This is a genomic window from Mesorhizobium sp. WSM4898 (assembly GCF_029625845.1).
Taxonomy (GTDB): domain Bacteria; phylum Pseudomonadota; class Alphaproteobacteria; order Rhizobiales; family Rhizobiaceae; genus Mesorhizobium.
In genome coordinates this window covers 133,365-150,609 of sequence record NZ_JARTVQ010000004.1, presented here as the reverse complement: position 1 = coordinate 150,609, position 17,245 = coordinate 133,365, and the positions used below count along the sequence as shown (strand labels likewise).

At 63.8% G+C, this 17,245-nt stretch carries 19 protein-coding genes; 15 read left to right on the top strand and 4 right to left on the bottom strand.

The window, feature by feature from the left end:
* Nucleotides 1-4: 4 nt before the first annotated feature.
* Genes P9228_RS20040 through P9228_RS20030 form a run of 3 tightly spaced genes read left to right on the top strand, consistent with a single transcriptional unit; the run spans nt 5 to nt 5,040 of the window.
* Nucleotides 5-3,244, top strand: coding sequence for a DUF4815 domain-containing protein (locus P9228_RS20040; protein ID WP_278055137.1), 3,240 nt, complete (start codon nt 5-7; stop codon nt 3,242-3,244).
* Between the two features lie 18 nt (nt 3,245-3,262).
* Nucleotides 3,263-4,393, top strand: a complete 1,131-nt coding sequence (locus P9228_RS20035) for a hypothetical protein (RefSeq protein WP_278055134.1) — start codon at nt 3,263-3,265, stop codon at nt 4,391-4,393.
* Nucleotides 4,390-5,040: a hypothetical protein gene (locus tag P9228_RS20030; protein WP_278055132.1), complete on the top strand. Its 651-nt coding sequence runs from the start codon at nt 4,390-4,392 to the stop codon at nt 5,038-5,040. Before P9228_RS20035 ends, P9228_RS20030 begins: the two co-directional genes overlap by 4 nt.
* Before the next feature lie 16 nt (nt 5,041-5,056).
* On the opposite strand, the gene P9228_RS20025 is transcribed toward P9228_RS20030, so the two are convergent.
* A complete protein-coding gene (locus P9228_RS20025; protein ID WP_127246317.1) occupies nt 5,057-5,335 on the bottom strand; it encodes a hypothetical protein in 279 nt (92 codons plus the stop codon).
* 84 nt (nt 5,336-5,419) lie between these two features.
* On the opposite strand from P9228_RS20025, the gene P9228_RS20020 reads away from it, so the two are divergent.
* The 8 genes from P9228_RS20020 (at nt 5,420) to P9228_RS19985 (ending at nt 12,197) form a co-directional block, all read left to right on the top strand.
* Nucleotides 5,420-6,952: a phage tail protein gene (locus tag P9228_RS20020; RefSeq protein ID WP_278055130.1), complete on the top strand. Its 1,533-nt coding sequence runs from the start codon at nt 5,420-5,422 to the stop codon at nt 6,950-6,952.
* 131 nt (nt 6,953-7,083) lie between these two features.
* A complete protein-coding gene (locus P9228_RS20015) occupies nt 7,084-7,617 on the top strand; it encodes a phage major tail tube protein (protein ID WP_278055129.1) in 534 nt (177 codons plus the stop codon).
* Complete coding sequence (locus P9228_RS20010; RefSeq protein WP_278055127.1) at nt 7,617-7,997, top strand: phage tail assembly protein; 381 nt, start codon at nt 7,617-7,619, stop codon at nt 7,995-7,997. Before P9228_RS20015 ends, P9228_RS20010 begins: the two co-directional genes overlap by 1 nt.
* Entirely contained in the window at nt 7,997-9,949 is a 1,953-nt protein-coding gene (locus tag P9228_RS20005; protein ID WP_278055125.1) for a phage tail tape measure protein, read from the top strand. Before P9228_RS20010 ends, P9228_RS20005 begins: the two co-directional genes overlap by 1 nt.
* Nucleotides 9,949-10,368, top strand: coding sequence for a phage tail protein (locus P9228_RS20000; RefSeq protein WP_278055124.1), 420 nt, complete (start codon nt 9,949-9,951; stop codon nt 10,366-10,368). Before P9228_RS20005 ends, P9228_RS20000 begins: the two co-directional genes overlap by 1 nt.
* Before the next feature lie 79 nt (nt 10,369-10,447).
* Nucleotides 10,448-10,837, top strand: coding sequence for a response regulator (locus tag P9228_RS19995; RefSeq protein WP_127246311.1), 390 nt, complete (start codon nt 10,448-10,450; stop codon nt 10,835-10,837).
* A 29-nt stretch (nt 10,838-10,866) separates the two neighbouring features.
* Entirely contained in the window at nt 10,867-11,097 is a 231-nt protein-coding gene (locus P9228_RS19990; protein WP_278055122.1) for a tail protein X, read from the top strand.
* Between the two features lie 83 nt (nt 11,098-11,180).
* The gene (locus tag P9228_RS19985; protein ID WP_278055121.1) at nt 11,181-12,197 is read left to right on the top strand and encodes a contractile injection system protein, VgrG/Pvc8 family; all 1,017 of its coding nucleotides are present in this window, start codon (nt 11,181-11,183) and stop codon (nt 12,195-12,197) included.
* Here P9228_RS19985 and P9228_RS19980 read toward each other — a convergent pair.
* On the bottom strand, nt 12,194-12,439 hold the full coding sequence (locus tag P9228_RS19980) for a hypothetical protein (protein ID WP_278055120.1): 246 nt from the start codon (nt 12,437-12,439) through the stop codon (nt 12,194-12,196). The two genes, P9228_RS19985 and P9228_RS19980, sit on opposite strands and share 4 nt — an antisense overlap.
* A gap of 71 nt (nt 12,440-12,510) precedes the next feature.
* Here P9228_RS19980 and P9228_RS19975 point away from each other — a divergent pair, with 71 nt between their 5' ends.
* The 4 genes from P9228_RS19975 (at nt 12,511) to P9228_RS19960 (ending at nt 14,296) form a co-directional block, all read left to right on the top strand.
* Nucleotides 12,511-13,362 (top strand): glycoside hydrolase family 108 protein, encoded by an 852-nt coding sequence (locus tag P9228_RS19975; RefSeq protein ID WP_278055118.1) that lies wholly within the window; start codon nt 12,511-12,513, stop codon nt 13,360-13,362.
* A 106-nt stretch (nt 13,363-13,468) separates the two neighbouring features.
* Nucleotides 13,469-13,687: a hypothetical protein gene (locus P9228_RS19970; RefSeq protein ID WP_278055116.1), complete on the top strand. Its 219-nt coding sequence runs from the start codon at nt 13,469-13,471 to the stop codon at nt 13,685-13,687.
* The gene (locus P9228_RS19965; RefSeq protein ID WP_278055115.1) at nt 13,684-13,914 is read left to right on the top strand and encodes a hypothetical protein; all 231 of its coding nucleotides are present in this window, start codon (nt 13,684-13,686) and stop codon (nt 13,912-13,914) included. The genes P9228_RS19970 and P9228_RS19965 overlap by 4 nt, the downstream gene beginning before the upstream one ends.
* Nucleotides 13,915-13,933: 19 nt before the next feature.
* Nucleotides 13,934-14,296 (top strand): hypothetical protein, encoded by a 363-nt coding sequence (locus tag P9228_RS19960; protein ID WP_278055113.1) that lies wholly within the window; start codon nt 13,934-13,936, stop codon nt 14,294-14,296.
* Between the two features lie 547 nt (nt 14,297-14,843).
* Here the strand turns inward: P9228_RS19960 and P9228_RS19955 are convergent.
* Together P9228_RS19955 and P9228_RS19950 are read right to left on the bottom strand one after the other, a co-directional pair.
* The gene (locus P9228_RS19955) at nt 14,844-15,596 is read right to left on the bottom strand and encodes a Crp/Fnr family transcriptional regulator (protein WP_278055112.1); all 753 of its coding nucleotides are present in this window, start codon (nt 15,594-15,596) and stop codon (nt 14,844-14,846) included.
* A 44-nt stretch (nt 15,597-15,640) separates the two neighbouring features.
* Entirely contained in the window at nt 15,641-16,876 is a 1,236-nt protein-coding gene (locus P9228_RS19950) for a pilus assembly protein TadG-related protein (RefSeq protein ID WP_278055110.1), read from the bottom strand.
* Between the last annotated feature and the right edge of the window lie 369 nt (nt 16,877-17,245).

Here is a 17,245-nt window from a genome sequence, read left to right as displayed (position 1 = left end):
CAAAATGGCTTACGAGCACGAGTCGAACCTGACCGGCGCCTATGACCGCGCACCGCAGTTTCCGCTGTGGGACAGCGTGCTCAACCGTGAAGGCAAGATTGGTCAGGCGGCCGAGATGGTCGAGGCCCAGACCATCCTTCAGCGGAAGATCCGTTCGATCGGCAATCTGGTCGCGCGCGACGGCGACCGCGTCGAAGGCGCCGACATCATCATCGACGTTGAGGCGCAAACCGTCACGCTGATCGCCGGCAAGCTCTATGTGGCGGGCCGCGTTCTCGACGCGCCGGCGGCGGTGCTGACAGACGTGCCGATGACAGGTGCCGTGCACATCGGGGTGCGCCTGCTCAAAACCTATGTGACCGAACTGGAGGAGCCCGCTCTGCTGGGCCTGATGCCTGGCTCGCTCTCCGAGGGGGAAGCCGGCGCCGCGCGAGTCGTGTACGCGCTCGCCTGGGGCTTCTCCGGTGACGGCGGCGTGGGCGACCTCTACTCGGTCTACCTGCTCACGGATGGCGTCGCGATAGACCAGACGCCGCCGCCGAACCTGACGGGCATCAACGCGCAGCTCGCGATCTACGACTTCGACGCCAACGGCAACTATATCGTCTCGGGCTGCTCGGTCTCCGCGCTTGGCAAAGATGGAACGGACCAGGTCTTCTCGATCGCCGAGGGCGTCGCCAACATCAAGGGCCAGAAGCGGACCCGCTATGCGGCGCTGCGGCACCGCGAGACGGAAAGCTTCGATCTGTTCCGCATCCCGACCGAGGTGCATACATTCGGCGCGAACCCGACGATCGTCACGCTCAATCACGGGCCGATCGCCACGATCCGCGAAGTCCTGGTCGAGAAGGAAGTCACCGAGACAGTCGTGCGCGGCGGCACGCCGAACGGCTCGGACGCGCTCACCAACACCGGCGTCACCGCGATCCTGGAAGTGAAGCAAGGCGCGACGACCTATGCGACGCCGGCCGACTATACCAAGGCCGGCGACCTGGTGTCCTGGGCGGCCGGCGGCGCCGAGCCCGCGACCGGGTCGAGCTACACCGTCAAATACCGCTATCTCGGCATCGTCTCGGCAACGGATATCACCGCAACCACCATCACCGTCGCCGGCGGCGTCAATGGCGGGCAAATCCAGGTCGACTATGACTTCAAGCTGCCGCGCGTCGACGTGCTCGGCTTGGATAGCGACGGCAATTCAGTCTACCTGAAGGGCGTTTCGAGCCGCACCAACGCGCTGCCGCCGACGGTGCCCGCCGACGTGCTGCCGCTCGCTTTGGTCGAGAACATCTGGACTGGCACGCCGAACGTCACCAACATCGGTGTGCGCGCCTATACCATGGCCAAGATCGACCGGATGTATAACAGCCTGGTCGACGCGCTTGATCTGATCGCCCTCGAGCGCCTGCAACGCGACATCGACAGCCGCGAGCCGATCTCGAAGAACGGCGTCTTCGTCGATCCCTTCACCTCCGATCGCTACCGTGACGAGGGCGAGCCGCAGACCGCGGCTGTGTTCGGCGGCCTGCTGCGGCTGGCGATCGACCCCAGCTTCCATTCGATCAACCTGGCGGGCGTGACGCTGCTCGGCTGGACGGAAGAAGTGGCGGTCGAGCAGGCGCTGGCCACCCGCTGCACCAAGATCAATCCCTATCAGAATTTCACGCCGCTGCCGGCGTCGATGACAATCAATCCGCCGGTCGACTACTGGACGGAGAGCGCCACCGAATGGGCCTCCGACAGCGCGGCGGCTCTGTCGTCGCCGGTTGTCATCACCACGTCGAGGTCGACCGCCGGCCGCACCACGACAACCACGACGACCACGCAGAAGGAGACCATCGAGAGCTCGACCCGCGAGGAGACGCTGGCCTATCTGCGCCAGATACCGCTGCAGTTCACGATCAAAGGCTTCGGTGCGGGCGAGAACCTGACCAAGCTCGAATTCGACGGCATCGACGTCAACCCTGGCGGCCTCGGCGCCGACGGCTCCGGCCAGATCGCCAGCAGCTTCACCATCCCGGCCAATGTGCCGGCGGGCTCAAAGGGACTGGTCGCGCAGGGCGCCGGCGGCTCGAAAGCCGCCGCCATCTTTGTCGGCCAGGGCACGATCGACGTCGAGACGCTGCGTCGCGTCGTCACCACCACGGTGCAGCAGACCTCTGTCACCGCGCCGCGCGAAACGGGCGGCCAGACCGGCGGTGGCGGGAACGGCGGCAGCCGTTCGGATCCGCTGGCCCAGACCTTCACATTGACCGAAGGCCGGCACATCGCCGGCGTCAACCTCAAGGTCTGCCTGGTCGGCGACCCGGACAGCCCGATCGTGCTCGAGCTGGTCGAGGTCGCCAACGGCATCCCGACCGTCAACGTGATCGCCCAGGCGTTCTACGACATGAACGACGCGGTGATCGGGCAGTGGACCGAAATCCGCTTCCCTTACCCCATCTGGCTGGCCGGCGGCATCGAATACGCCTTTGTCGTGAAGACAAACGACGGCAATCATTCAATCAAGACCGCCAAGCTCGGCGACTTCGACGCCGACCTGCAGCAGCCAGTCGCGGCGCAGCCTTATTCGGTCGGCGTCATGTTGTCGTCGTCGAATGCCGTCACCTGGACGCCGCATCAGGACGAGGACATCTGCTTCCAGCTGGTCGCGGCTAAATTCGCGCCGGCGACGAAGATGGTCGATGTCGGCACCTTCGCCGCCGCCAACATGAGCGACCTGCTTATTCGAGCCGAGGTCGAGCTGCCGACCGCCGCGGCCGCGATGCATTTCGAGGTCGAGCTCGACGACGGTTCGGTCACCCTGCTCAACCCGGACCAGGCCTGGGAACTGCAAGCCTTCTACACCGGCAATGTCGAGGTCCGCGCCGTGCTCACCGGCTCGGCCAAGGTCTCGCCGGTGGTGTTCCCGGTGATCCTGGCGATCGAGGGTGAGCTGCAGACGACGGGCACCTATGTCACCCGCGCCTTCGACATGGGCACCGGCGTCGACATCCTGTCCTATCTGAAGACCAAGATCCCGACCGGCGCGACGATCGTAATGCACGCCGATGCCGCGAACGACGTCTGGACAGCGGTTCCTCAGGTGACGCAGACGCCGCTTCAGGATGCCGGCTGGGTCGAGCGCAAATACAGCGTCATTGGCTTCAACGCCAATCCCGTCGGCCGCATCCGCATCACGCTGACCGGCACGCCGGCGGCGCGGCCGATGGCCTACGACTTCCGGGCGATCTCCGCCCCGTAACCTTCGCCGAGGATCGCCATGCCAGTAGAAAACACGACGCCGAACCGGGGGTACCAGCTTCCCTTCGGCAGCAACGAGCTTGCGAATGACGTTCTTCGGCTGGTCGCGGCCTTCTCTGCGATCGACGTCGATGTTGCGGGGATCCTGGTCTCAGTCGCGAACCGGGCGCTCCTGTTGCATCAACACACGATTGCAGACACGACGGGGCTGCAGGCCGCTCTCGACAGCAAGCAGGACGCATCCGAAAAGGGCAACGCGAACGGCTATGCCGCTCTCGACGGGACCGGAAAGGTTCCGGCAGCTCAGCTTCCGTCGACGATCTTCGGCTCGCTCTCCTATCAAGGAACTTGGAACGCGAACACCAACACGCCAACCATCCCGGCGGCGTCGGCTGCGAACAAGGGCCAGTATTACAAGGTCGCCACGGCCGGCGCGACAATTGTCAGCGGTATCACGGATTGGCAAGTTGGCGACTGGATCGTTTCCAATGGCATCGGTTGGGACAAGATCGACAACACTGACCAAGTTTCTACCGTGGCCGGGCTTGTGGGCGTGATCACGGCCGCCGCGCTGAAGGCCGCGCTCGCGATCGCGGCGACCGATATCACCGACGCATCTGCCAACGGCCGGTCTCTTATCCAGGCAGCGAACTACGCGGCGATGAAAACGCTGCTCGCCATCACCGCCGCTGACATCACCAACGCGTCGGCCAACGGCCGATCGCTGATTACGGCCGCCGGCTATGACGCAATGCGCAGCCTTCTCGGGCTTGTGATAGGCACCAACGTGCAGGCGTTCGACGCCAACACTCTGAAATCGGACGCGGATAAGACCTTGACCGCAGGTTACCTCGGAACAGACGTTCCGGACGGAACGAAATCGTCAGGAACATACACGCCTACGCCGGCCGGCGGCAATTTCCGGTCGGCTACCAACAACGGCGCACACACCTTGGCGGCACCCACCGTCGCAGGTTCGTATTCGATTATCATCGACTATACCAATGGGGCCACGGCGGGAGTGCTCACGGTGTCCGGCTTCACGAAGGTCACCGGAGATGCCTTCACCACAACCAGTGGATCGAAGTTCCGTCTCTTCATTTCGAAGGGCCAGGCCGGAACTCATCTCCATGTGCAGGCCCTGCAATGACATTTCCAATGCCCGGCTTTTGTCCTGCAGCGGTCGTGGCCGCTGCGACCCAAGGGTCGAGCCTCAATGAAATTGTAACCGCAGACAGCACGTCTTTTACCTTTACCACGCTTACCGCTGGCGTGACTGCCGATGCCTATCCGATCATTGGGCTGATGGCGCGATCGGCCTCGTCGTTCGACATCACCTCTGTCACGCTCGGCGCCCAGCCTTGTATCGAATTGTACAAGCAGTTCAATGGGACAACGGCTTTGGCCTTCTTCTCTGCGCCGAGGGGCGCGACCGGAAATCTCGTCGTAACGTCTAGCGCGACGATGGTCCGCGGTGCGGCGTGCCTCACACCGGTCTTCAATCTGAAAAGCGCAACGACCCCCACTGCGGTCGCAGTAAATCTAAGCGATCCTATGAACGTGACGATCAGTTGCGAAGCTGGCGGGTGGATCGGCGGTCTCGCCTACAATGGTTCGACCTCGGACAGCATATCGTGGACTAACTTGACCGAGAAATTCGACGTTCGCCCGGAGAGCGTTGCTGTGCTCAGCGGCGCTTCTGATGTCTTCGCGACTGCACAGACTAACCGCAGCATCACAGCGAATCCGCTGAATACTGGGAGCGGCCAGATCATGGTCCTGATGGCTTTGCGGTAAAAACTGGCCTTGCCATCTAAGCTTTAGCCGATCTCAAGGCGCGCTCGCCGGCTTTGGTGATCTCGAGAACATAGTTTTCACCGAAGTCGCCTTCGCCCTGAGTAATCTGGGCAAGATCGGAGTCGAGAAGAGGGCGCCACACTGCCCAGTCCTCGTTTGCCTTGGGATATCGTGGCAAGAGGCGGAGCTTTGCCAAATCGTCGGCCGTTACCACAGGCCGACGACGTAGAAATCTGGCGGCGAACTTCCATCCGATCACGGCCACCAACAGCGCTGCAAAGAGCCACGTCCACATGGCTCGTTCTTATCTGAAAACGGCCGAGCGTCCAACCGCTCCTGCTTCCCAACACTTTTTCCCGCATCCACAGGAGAGACTGTCATGACCGACCCGGTCTTCGGGATCACAATCCGGCGCGACGCCAACGAGGCGGCCGTGCCGTCGAATGCGCTGATGAGCGTCGTTGGCATCTGCATGCCCTTCGCCAAGGCGCCGACGGCTCTGCAGGCGGCTTTCGACGCGGCGTTCCCGGTAGATGTCGCTGTCCGTCTGAATTCGAACGACACGACCAAGCTGGCGCTCTGCGATCCCGATTCGCTGTTCGTCGACGCCGTTGAGGGCATCAATGCACAGCTCGGCCCCTACCAGGTGGCCGCCCAGCTCGTGGTCAACCGCGTCGCCGAGGGCGAGGACATCGCCGCCACCATCGCCAACATCGTCGGCTCGTCGGTCGCCGGGGCCGGTATCCATGCCTTCGTCAATGCCGGCGCCGATCTCGGCGTCTATCCGCGTCTCATCCTGGCCCCCGGCTACACGACCCAGCAGTTCGGCGCGCTGACCGGCCTGACGCTGACCACGCAAGGCACCAACATGACCGCCGCCCCGGCCGTGGAGTTCACCGGCGGCGGCGCCGATCCGAACAAGGTGCTGCCGACCGCGCACGCCGTCATGGGCACCGGCCCGGAAGCTCAAAAGGTGGCTTGGCTCGTCATCGACACGCCGGGCGCCTATCTGTCCGCGCCGCTCAACGTCTCCTTCAGCGGCGGCGGCGTCGACGCCGGCAAGGTGCTGCCGACCGCGACGGCGTCCGTCGAGGAACTCGCCAACGCCGTCTGCGCGGCCCTGCCGGAGGTGCTGAACAAGATCCTCGCCGTGGCGATCGTCGACGGCCCCAACGGCCTGACGAACTTCACCCAGTGGCGCGAGACCCTGTCCTCCGACCGGCTGATCCCGGTGACGCCCGGCATCAAGCGCCTCGACGCGTCCGGCGATGTCGTCACCCGCCCCGCCGCGCCTCGGATCGCCGGCGTTGCCGTGCGCCGCGACTATGAGAATGACGGCCGGCCGTTCCGCTCCTGGGCCAACCAGGCGCTCTACGGCATTTTGGGGCCGGAGCAGAACTATCGCTTCTCGCTCACCGACGGCTCGACGGAAGGACAGGAAATCCTTGCTGCACAGGGCGGCCTCATCGTGCGCGGCGACAGCGGCGACGACTTCGCCATCGCCGATGGCGGCTTCGTCTATATCGGCACCGACAACCTGTCGGACCAGACGATCTGGCAGCAATATCACAAGGTGCGCGGCCGCGACTTCATCGAGCTGACCTGCCTGCGCACGCTGCGGCAGTTCCTGGGCAAGTTCAACCTGACCACGCAGACGATCCAGTCGGTGGTCAACACCGTGCACGACATCCTCGTCAAGGCCGAGGCGAACGGCGACATCCTCGGCTTCAAGTGCCGCTTCGATCCGGAATTGAACAACGCGCAGGATCTGCGCTCCGGCCATATCTATATCGACGCGCAATTCGAGGAAGCGCCGGTGTTCCGCCGCCTGACCATGACCAGCCGTCCCTATGCACCTGCGCTCCAGGCGACGATCGACGAGCTTTTGGCTCGCCAAAATCTCGTTTCTTGATCTGCCTCACGCCGCGCACCGGCGGCTTCGCCGCCTGGGGCTCCGGCGGGGCGCGGCACGAGCCGCGACGCCCAGTCGGGCTTGCGGGCTTCGCCCGTACACTCTGAAACCTCTCAAAAGGAACGCCAGTCATGGCCGAGAAACTGCTGCTGCTCGAACAGGTCAACCTCTTCGTGGGCGACCAGGACCCGGAAGATTCGAACCACATCAAGCTCCAGTCGCTTGGCCTGCCGACGCTGGAGCAGGTGACCGTCGCCCATCTCGGCGGCGGCGCGCCGGGCGAGGTCGAGTTCGGTATGAACGCCATCAAGGCGCTGCAGCCGACCTTCAAGCTCGCCGGCTTCGCCAGGTCGAGTTATCGCGCCATGGGGGTCGGCACCAACCAGCCGCTGAATTTCACCGGCTATGGCGTGCTGAAGAACAAGCAGACCGGCGACGCCTTCCAGGCCAAGACGGTCATCCGCGGCATCGTCAGCCGCATCGCGCCGGACGCGTTCGACCGCGCCTCGGCCTTCGGCCACGACCACCAGATCGGAGAGGTGACCCACTACGAGCTCTCGGTCGACAACGAGGAATGGTTCTACTGGGACTATTTCACCACCCGCCGCCGCCAGTTCGGCGTCGATGAACTGGGCAAGGCCCGCGTGCTGCTCGGGATCGAATAATGGTCGACAAGAACGCGATCGAGCAATTCATGACCGGGATCGACGAAGCTGCGCCCGTCGCAATCGGTGCGGGCGCGCACGTCGAGGCACAGGTGGAGACCGAACTCGCGGACGCTGACTACCGGTCCCTGACATTGCGGCTCCCGATCACGCTCAATGGTGAACGCCTCATGCGCATCCGGATGCGGCCGCCGTTTCTCGAAGACATCGACGACTGGTCGAATGCCGAGATCAGCAACCGCGATCTGCTCGCCCGGCTCTGCGGCCTGCCGGCGGCGGCGCTCAAGAAGCTCGTCTGGAATGACGCGGAGGCCTTGATGGAAATCTTCCATCAGCTCGTGCCGGAGTTCGTTTTCGCCGCTGCGAAGGATGATGCCTGATGACGAGGATGTCGGCGGAGCTGATCGTCAGCCTGCTCGATCGCGTCTCGGGCCCGGCTGCAAAGGCGCGGACCAGCCTGACCGCGCTGCAGCGCGCCGAACGCGATGTCTACCTGGCGCGCAACAACACGCGCCTGGCCCGCACGCAGGTGGCCGAGGAGCGGCTTCTGGCTGTGCAGGATGCCGAACGGCAGAAGCGGCTTGCGCAATGGGCCACCTTCGGCAAGGCAGCCGGTGTCGCGACCGCCGCTGCCGGTTATGTCGCGATCCGTACGGCGCGCGACTATGCGCAGCTTGAGCGCACGATCGGCCGCATCATCATCAATGCCGACAAGCCGGCGACGGCGATCAAGCCGACGATCGCTGTATTGCAGGAGCTCGCCGACAAGTCGAAGATGCCTTTCGACAGCGTCGTGCAGGGACTGGAGACGCTTATCGCATCCGGCCGGTCGCTTGAGGACGGCCTCGCATTTCTGCCGGCCGTAGCGCGTACCGCGCAGGCCTCCGGGGCCGAGATCTCGGACATCGCGCTCACAGCCGATGCGCTGGCCAACTCGCTCGGCATCACCGCCGAGAGGATGCAGGAGGCCTTCGACATCCTCGCCTTCGAGGGCAAGGCCGGCAAGTTCGAGTTGAAGGACATGGCGGCGGAGCTGCCGGCGATCGCGCCTGCCTTCGCGGCGCTCGGCTACAAGGGTACCGAGGGCCTGAAGCGCCTGGCCGCCATGCTGGAGATCGTGCGCAACCAGACCGGATCTTCGGCCGAGGCCGCAACCAACTTCTCCAACATCCTGCAGAAGGCCTATGGCAACGAGGTCGCCAAGAACTTCAAGAAGTATAACATCGACATTCGCAGGGAGCTGGACAGGACGCTCAAGGAAGGCGGCGACGTCATCCAGACGCTGGTCGAGCAGACGCAGAAGGCGCTCAAGGGCGACCTGTCGAAGCTGCCGCTGATCTTCACCGACATCCAGATGCAGCAAGGCATGCGCGCGCTGCTGACGCAGATGCCGGAGCTGCAGAAGCACCTCGACGCGCTCGGCAGCTCGGCCGGCACCGTGGCGAAGGATTTCGCTCAGATCACCGGCGATGCCGAAGGCAACTGGCAGCAGCTGATCAACAACATTCAGCAAACGGGGAGGGCGCTTGGCGACCTCTCCGGCAGGGCACTCAACCCGGTCCTCGAAAAGTTCAACAGCCGTCTGTCCGACTTGATGGCCGTCGACAAGGGCTATGAGACGCTGCGGGCAAGCGGCCGCGATCCGCTGGCCTATATGGGCGAGTTCAAGGATCGCTACAACAAGCAGCATCCCGAGCTTGGGTTCTTCGATCGCTTCACCGGCGCGCCGGCCGAGAAGGCGTTCCGCGATGCGCTGGCGCAGCTGGGCCGCGGCGAGATCAAGAGTGTCTTCGATGCGCTGCAGACGAAGATCCTCGAAGATCGCCAGACGCGCGAGCCGAACACCGGCATGCCGGGCTCGAGCACGCCGATCCCCACGCCAGGTCCGAGGAACTGGGCAGAGATGACCCCTGCCGAGCGACAGTACCAGGTGTACGCCGAAGGGCGTCATGCGGCTGCCAGGGGTGGCCAGGCCTATGTGCCGCCGGCACCGGGTCTCCCGGGCATCGGCCCGAACGTCGCCGGCTTCGATGCCGACGAATTCGAGCGTCGGCTGCAATCCGGCGGCGCCGACGCCGGCAGCAAGATCGCTGACGGCGGCACGCAGGCCGGTCAGAACGCCGCGCAGACCTTCACCTCCGGTGTCGCTGGGGCCGGCCAATCCTTCGGCTCCAGCGCCGCCGCGGCCTTCATCGCCGGCGTCAGCGGCTTACTCTCTTCCGCCAAGGCGGACCTGATGCGGCCCGTTGGGTCGCTCGGTGGCAGGACCACCGGCCAGCAGGTGCAGTCCGCCACGCGCGGCCAAGCGATCGATTTTGGAGGACCGCGCTGATGCTGATGAAGATCGGGCTGGTCGAATGCGATCTTGCCTTCAACATCGACACGCATGCGCGTGAGACGACGCACGCCTATGCCGAGAAGCCGGTGGTCGGCGCGATGCCGCCTCTGGAAGATGTCGGCGTGGGGTCGGAGACGCTCACCGTCTCCGGCCGCCTGATCCCCTCGAAGCTCGGCGGCCTTGGTACCTTGAACATCCTGCGCAATGCGCAGCTCGCCGGCACGCCCCAACTGGTCACACGTGGCGACGGCAGCGTGTTCGGCTTCTATGTCGTCCAGTCGATCAGCGACGAGCACGCATTCCTCGATCGCGATGGGGTCGGCCAGATCGTCGATACCACAGTCAAGATGCAGAAATCGGCGGCGCCGGCCGCGAGCGATTTCTTCGCATCGCTGTTTTCGCTGCTCGGCTAAAGGCGCGCGAAAACGATTACTTTCCTTGGAACCGAACAGCTGTCGAGAGCGTAGTAGACCAAATGAGGGAAGGGACCTTATGGGCGGCGGCACGATTCTGGTCGTTGAGGACGAACCTCTCATCCTCTTGGAAATCGAAACCGCATTGGAGGAAGCGGGCTTCACCGTGCTTAGCAGCAGGAATGCTGAAGAAGCTCTCAGCGCCTTCGATGCCAAGCCCGAAAAGTTCAAGGCGCTCATCACCGATATTCGGCTGGGACCGGGCAAATCGGGGTGGGATTTGGCCCGACTCGTTCGCGAAGCCAGTCCAACCATGCCAGTAATTTATGTGAGCGGTGACAGCGCCATTCACTGGCCTGCAGAAGGCGTTCCCAACAGCATTATGATTGCTAAACCATTTTTCATGCCGCAGGTCATAACCGCTCTGGCTACGTTGCTTAATGAGCAGCCGCCGGTAGCCAAGAACTAGAGCAACTACCAATCTTGGAAGATATCGTCATGACAGAGACCGTCACCGTCAAGACGGAGGGCACCACTCTGTCGACGTTGCTGGCACGCCACTATCGCATGGTCTTCGCCGGCATGGTGGCGAAGACCTTCGCTCTAAACCAGGATCTCGCCCGGTCCGGTCCCTATCTCCCCGTGGGTCGAACCGTGACCGTGATGACGCCGGCGGAAATGGCAGCCGAAGGCGCGGCTTCCAGGCCAGTGATCGATCTCTTCGAATGACAGCGGGCAAAAGCCCGCGAGCCCGACCGGGCGTCGCGGCCCATGCCGCGCCCCGCCGGAGCGCCTGCGGCGCGTGAGGCAAAATGAGAAAAGGTCATTTCCGCGTCGTGATCGGTGGGCAGGATGTCACCTCCCGTTTCGTGCCGCTGCTGATCTCGCTGTCGATCACCAAGTCAAGCACCGAGGCGACGCAGTCCGCGACCTTCACGCTCGACGACAAGGACGCGACGGTGCGGTTTCCGAAGACAGGCACGCCGGTACGAATAGAGCTCGGCTGGCAGGGCGGCGCAATGCGCGCCTTCGAGGGCGAGGTCGATACCTGCGACTGGTCGCTCGACCGCGGCTCCGGCAGCGTTCTGACGGTCACTGCGCGCTCGGCCAGCCTCAAAGGCAAGGTCAAGCAGCCGACCGACCGCCATTGGGAAAGGACAACGCTCGGCCGGGTCCTCGAGGACGCTGCCGGCGACGCCGATCTGTCGATCAAGGTGCATTCCTCGCTTGCCAGCCGGCAGCTGGAATATGAAGCGCAGGACAACGAAAGCTTTTTCGCCTTCGCCGACCGGCTTGCGCGCGAGCACGGCGCGACGTTTGCCATCAAGGGATCGCAGGCTGGCTTCGTGCCGCGTAACCAGGGCGTCTCGGCGACAGGCCAGCCGCTGCCGACCATCGTCATCACCCGCGGCACCGTGATTTCGGCAAGCGGCCTGACGCCGGCGACCGACCGGCCGCGCTTCAAGAAGAAGAAAGGCCGCTGGTACGACTTGCATAGAGCCAGGCAGGTGATCGAAGAGGTCGAGACTGGCGACGATGTCGAGCCGGAGGACGTGCTGCGCTTCATGGAGCCGGACGCCACCGCAGCGCAGACCCGCGCCGATTCCGACCGTGTCGACGCCGCCCGGCAGAAGGGCTCGGGGTCGATCACGATTGAGGGCGAGCCGACGGCCGAGCCGGAAGGCATTGCCATCATCCAGCTGCGCGCCGGCGTCGACGGCAGCTACACGATCGCCTCGATCACCGACACGCTCGACCGCGGCAGCGGCTACACCACGCAGATCTCGCTAGGCAACCCGCAGGGCTCGGCCGGGACGGACAGCCGCTAGGTCGAGAGCAGCTTCACCATCGTCAGCCGCCGATGCGCCAGTCGGCGTGCCGAGTCTTGAAATGCCTCTCGCTCGGCTTCGAGCAGGAAATCGAGCGTCATCATATCGAGCAGGAACTCGTCGACCGCCTCGGCCAGTACCTGCGACTTGGCCTTGAGGTGAGCGAGCAGCGCGCGCGCTTCTCCGGCGGCGTTGGCGCCGCCGGCGTCGATCAGCGTTTCGAGCTTCCTGAAACATTCCATCCGCAATCCCCCTGCCGCCGAGCCCCTCAATCGCCGACGGGCAGGAAAGTTCCCAACCCTCAGGAAAAGTCATGACCGGATCTCGCGAGCAGGAATCGCTCGCCCGCGTGCTCGCGCACGAGGGCGGCTACAGCAACCACTCGGCCGATCCGGGCGGCGCCACGATGAAGGGTGTGACCCAGCGTGTCTACGACGCCTATCGCAAGAGCAAGGGGCTGGCGCTTCGGTCGGTGAAGCGCATCACCGGCCAGGAACTCTTCGAGATCTACGATCGTCAATACTGGGACGCGGTGAAGGGCGATCTATTGCCGGCCGGGGTCGACCATGTCGTGTTCGATGGCGCGGTGAACTCCGGCCCGAAGCAGTCGATCATCTGGCTGCAACGCGCGCTCGGGCCGCTTTACAAGGGCCGGCTCGACGGCGTCATGGGGGTGGGCACCATCGCGGCCGTCCAGGCCTGCAACGACCACGATGCCCTGATCGACCGGATCTGCGATCAGCGCCTGATCTTTCTTCAGCACCTGAAGACGTGGCCGGCGTTCGGTCGCGGCTGGTCTTCTCGCGTCGCGGAGGTTCGCTCGATCGGCCAAGCTTGGGCGACCGGCCTCACGCCGGAGATGGCGAGCTTCGTCGAAGGCGGCCAGGCGAAAGCCTTTATCGAGGACGCCAAGATCGCCCCATCGACCACACCGGCCGATGCGGCCACCGGCGCCGGTGCCAGCGGGCTTGGCCTTTCCGGCTACCTCTACGATCTGCAGAACCAGCTTTCGCCGTTCTCCGACAACAGCGAATGGATCGGCAAGGTCGTCGTCGTCCTGGCAATCGCAAGCGCGCTGCTCGCAATCGGCGGTCTCGCCTGGCGCTGGTGTGCGAAGCGCAAGGCGAAGCGGCTCGCCACGGCTCTCGGGGCGGAGGCGACGTGATGGAAAACCTCGCTTCCGTCTTTGCCGTGATCCTCTCTCGCGCCCTGCGCACGGCCGCTGCCGTTAGCCTGGCTGCTATTGCCGGCTTCCTCATCTGGTGCCTGGTTTGACCCTCCTGATCACCCTGCTTCTCGGGCGCCTCGGCGTCTCGCGACTAGTCGCCGGCGCTATCGCCTGGGCGGCCAGTGCGGCGCTCGTCTCGGGCGCCGCTTTCACCGTCTGCGAAGTCGTCAAGCACCGCTTCGCCGAAGAGATCCGCGCCAAGATCGAAAAGGAAAACCAGGATGCGATCCGAAAGGGCATTGAATGCTCGCATGTCTCTTGACGAGTGCATCGACGCTGGCGGCGTGTACGACTTCCGGCGTCAACGGTGTGCCGGCGCTGCGCTCGGCCATCGGTAACAGCCTCGCCGGGGCACAGGGCAAGACGGTCGCCGATCAGAACAAGATCGACAAGACGATGGCGCCGGGCTGCGCGCTCGGCCTCTACACGCCGGCGGAATGCGACCGTCACACCAGGGCCAGCGCCGCGCGTCGCAGCGAACTGAAATAGCGGGCATCGGATAATGCAGATGACGGACTTCAATTCGAACGTCGGGTTCCTGATCACTGTCATCGGCGCCGTTGGCGGGCTTTGGTGGCGCATCGAGGCCGCGATCAAGTCGGCGCGCGACGAGGTCAAAAAGGATGCGCGCGACGCGCACGTCCGCGCCGACACGGCGATGGCCTCGATCTCCTTGCTGACCGAGCAGCTTGCCGCCCACAAGCTACACGTTGCGGAGACCTACATCACCAAGGTTGGCCTTCGCGAATTCCGCGACGAGGTGATGACCGGCGTGCGCGACCTCAAAGGCAGCGTCTCGACGCTGCACGAGCGCATGGATCGCTTCATCGAGGGCGACAGGATGGTCGGGAAGCGAACACAGGAACCATAGCCGCAACTTGGGAACCAAACGTGAACGGATCATGGCTCTGGCACGTTCTCACGATCTCCTCGTGACGGGTGATTGGAAAGGTGGAGCGTTTTCGAACTGCTCCTGTCTCAGGCCAAACCGTTCGGCAACGAGGAACGGATAAACATGTCCGGACCGTCTATTAATCTCAACCCGATCGCGGTCCAGTATCTCGGGATTGCCTTCCACGAGTTAGCGACCAACTCCGCGAAATATGGCGTACTCTCCGGAGACGAAGGGTCCATCGCGGCCAGCTGGGAGGTGGCCGGCTCCGGGCCGTCACGAACCTTTCGCCTAACCTGGGCCGAAACAGACGGGCCGAAGGTCCAGACCATCGGCCAAAGCGGTTTCGGAAGCGTGGTGTTGAAGCGCGTGGCGCCTGAGGCGGTGGGGGGTACGAGCAATCTCGAATATGGCCCGCATGGAATTGTCTGGACGCTTGATGCGCCATTCTCCGGCGTGAAGCGATCATTGCCGCCTAAGCGGGCGATAAGATCGGCCGGCTCCGCTCGTCGGCAGACTGACGCATCTATAGCGGCGTCACGTGCTTTTGGTGCAGGTAGGTCGTGTAAAAATCTCCTGCCCGGACCAGTCCTTTCCAGTCGACCGCCTTGAGCCTCGAGCCCGAGGTGGAGATCAGACCATCGCGGCGAAGTTCTTGAAGCATTCGGTTGACGTGAACGGCGGACAGCCCCAATGCGTCGCCTAGCACAGCTTGGCTTATCGGCAATTCCGCCACATGGTCCTGAATCTGGCCGACTGCATGGAGACGCACGATGAGCTCACACAGGATGTGAGCCATGCGGACATAGGCATCCCGCCTTCCGACATTGGTGACCCATTCTCTGTAGATCGCTGCGTCGATCAGCGTCGAGCGCCAGAATACGTTGGCGATGGACGGGTGTCTGGCACAGATCGCGCGCAGCACATCGTGGCGCATGAACCCCACTCTGGCGGGCGTTAGTGGCGCGAAGGTGCAATCCATGACGGAAAGATGAATTCCGTGGAGATCAGGGAGGTCTCCCGGCACAAAGATCGATGTGATCTGCCGCTTTCCTTCGCCGGTGAACTTCGCAGACGCCACCAGCCCGTCCAGAACGGCGAAGGAATGGGACGGTCGGTCGCCCTCGGCCACAATATCCTGGCTCGCCCGGTAGTCGCGCTCCTGAACGCCGATGCCCTCCAGAATCGCGATGTCGGCTCGTGAAAGATCGGAGATGACCTGGAGCTTGCGGATAATCAGGTCAGAGGAAGAACCTGGCAACACTGAGCTGATCGACATAAGGCCGAACCGCTATCGGGCCCGAATGTTCCCCCTTGGGCGCCTTACTCGACAACTGCAACCGACTGGGCCGACGGGATGTCTTTCATCCCGAGGCTCGAGCAGTTCTGTTTGATGGTCGTGCTGCCGGACCACTGGATGGTGTCGGCCACGACCTGGGTGCAGCCGCCGCTCCCTGAGAAGTTGCCGAGATAGTTGACCTGCTGCTTGGGGAAATAGATGGCGCCGGTCAACAGCGAACTCGCCGTGCCGTTGAAGGTGCTCGATGCGCTGCTGCCGGTCCGGTCGCCGTAGAACAGCACGCCGGAATAGGTGCCTGAGGTCGGCGCGCTCAGCGTCACCGTGGCATTGCCGTTCATGCTGACGGTGTGGCTGCCGGACATGAAGAGGGTCACGCCGGTTCCGGAGACGACCGCGCCGGCGTTGACCTTCAGACTGCCCTGGACGACATAGGTGCCGGGCTGGAGCGTCACATTGCCCTTGAGGTCCATGCCGCTGCAGTAAGTTCCCGGCTGGAGTGTTTGCGACGTTTTGCTGCCGTTGACGGTCTTGCACGGGTTGCCAGCCGCTGGCGCTGGTAGGCTGGAGAAGGGGTCCGACGCCGGCAAAGCCTGGGTGATCGGAGACTTGCAGACGGTGGTCACCGGGTTGCCGAGCGAGACGCCGCCGACCGCGATCAGGCAGTCGGCCTGAAGCCCTGCCGACCCCTGCACCTTGACGGCATCGGCCTGAGCCGAATTCGACATGACCGAGCAGCCGGTCAGCTTGACGCTGGTGTTGCCCGAGAAGAGCGCTGCCTGATAGGCCGACTGGTTGAGCGCCAGCACGCAGGCCTTGGAGGCGTCGGTGATGAGCGCTACCGCCCTGGCTCGCTCCGGCACTTTGCTCTCGGAGAAGATCGAGGTGAAGATGCGATCGAGGTTCTGATTGAGGATGACCTCGACCGCCTTCTTGGCCGTGTTCGGCCCCGAGGTGGGCGGTGTATGGACGGTGATGGTGCCATTGCCCAGCCCGTTGTCGGTCGCCGACTGGGTCACGGCAGCAGTGATCGTCGCGGTGGAGGATCCCTGAATCTTCTCCAGCGCGCCGGCATAGGCGGCGGCATCCGCCGTCGCCTGCAGCTTCAGGCTCGAATAGTACCAGTAGGACGTCTCGACGCCGAGCCCCGCTCCGCCGACCACGATTGGCAGGGTGAGCGCGAAGATAATCGCAACGTTTCCACCCGCGTCCCGACCTGTCGCGCGCGCTAGTTGCCGAATGCGTATGACGATGTTGATCACAATAACATTAGTAGTGGCTCATATATTAACTGACGGTTAAAGCAGGACTCAAATATGGCCGGAGAACCCGCCGGGTTGTCGCCCAATAGCCTAGCCCTAAGCCCGACGAGTGTGCCGACCGGGGTTGACCGGCATCAACGCTGGTGTCAGCTTTTCCGTGCTCAAGTGGAACAGAGATGAGTCAGCTCGCCTATGCAGATGGCAACGCCGGTGGCGAGGCTTCGTGCCAAGGGCAACCCAATGGCTGCCGCAGCGGCGCGACGCCAACAGCAGCTAGCTACTCCTGAAAGAAGCAGCTAGCTACTCCTGAAAGAAAGATCGCCGGGCGAGGAACCCCAAATCCTCAAGCCCGGCGCACTCATCCTGATC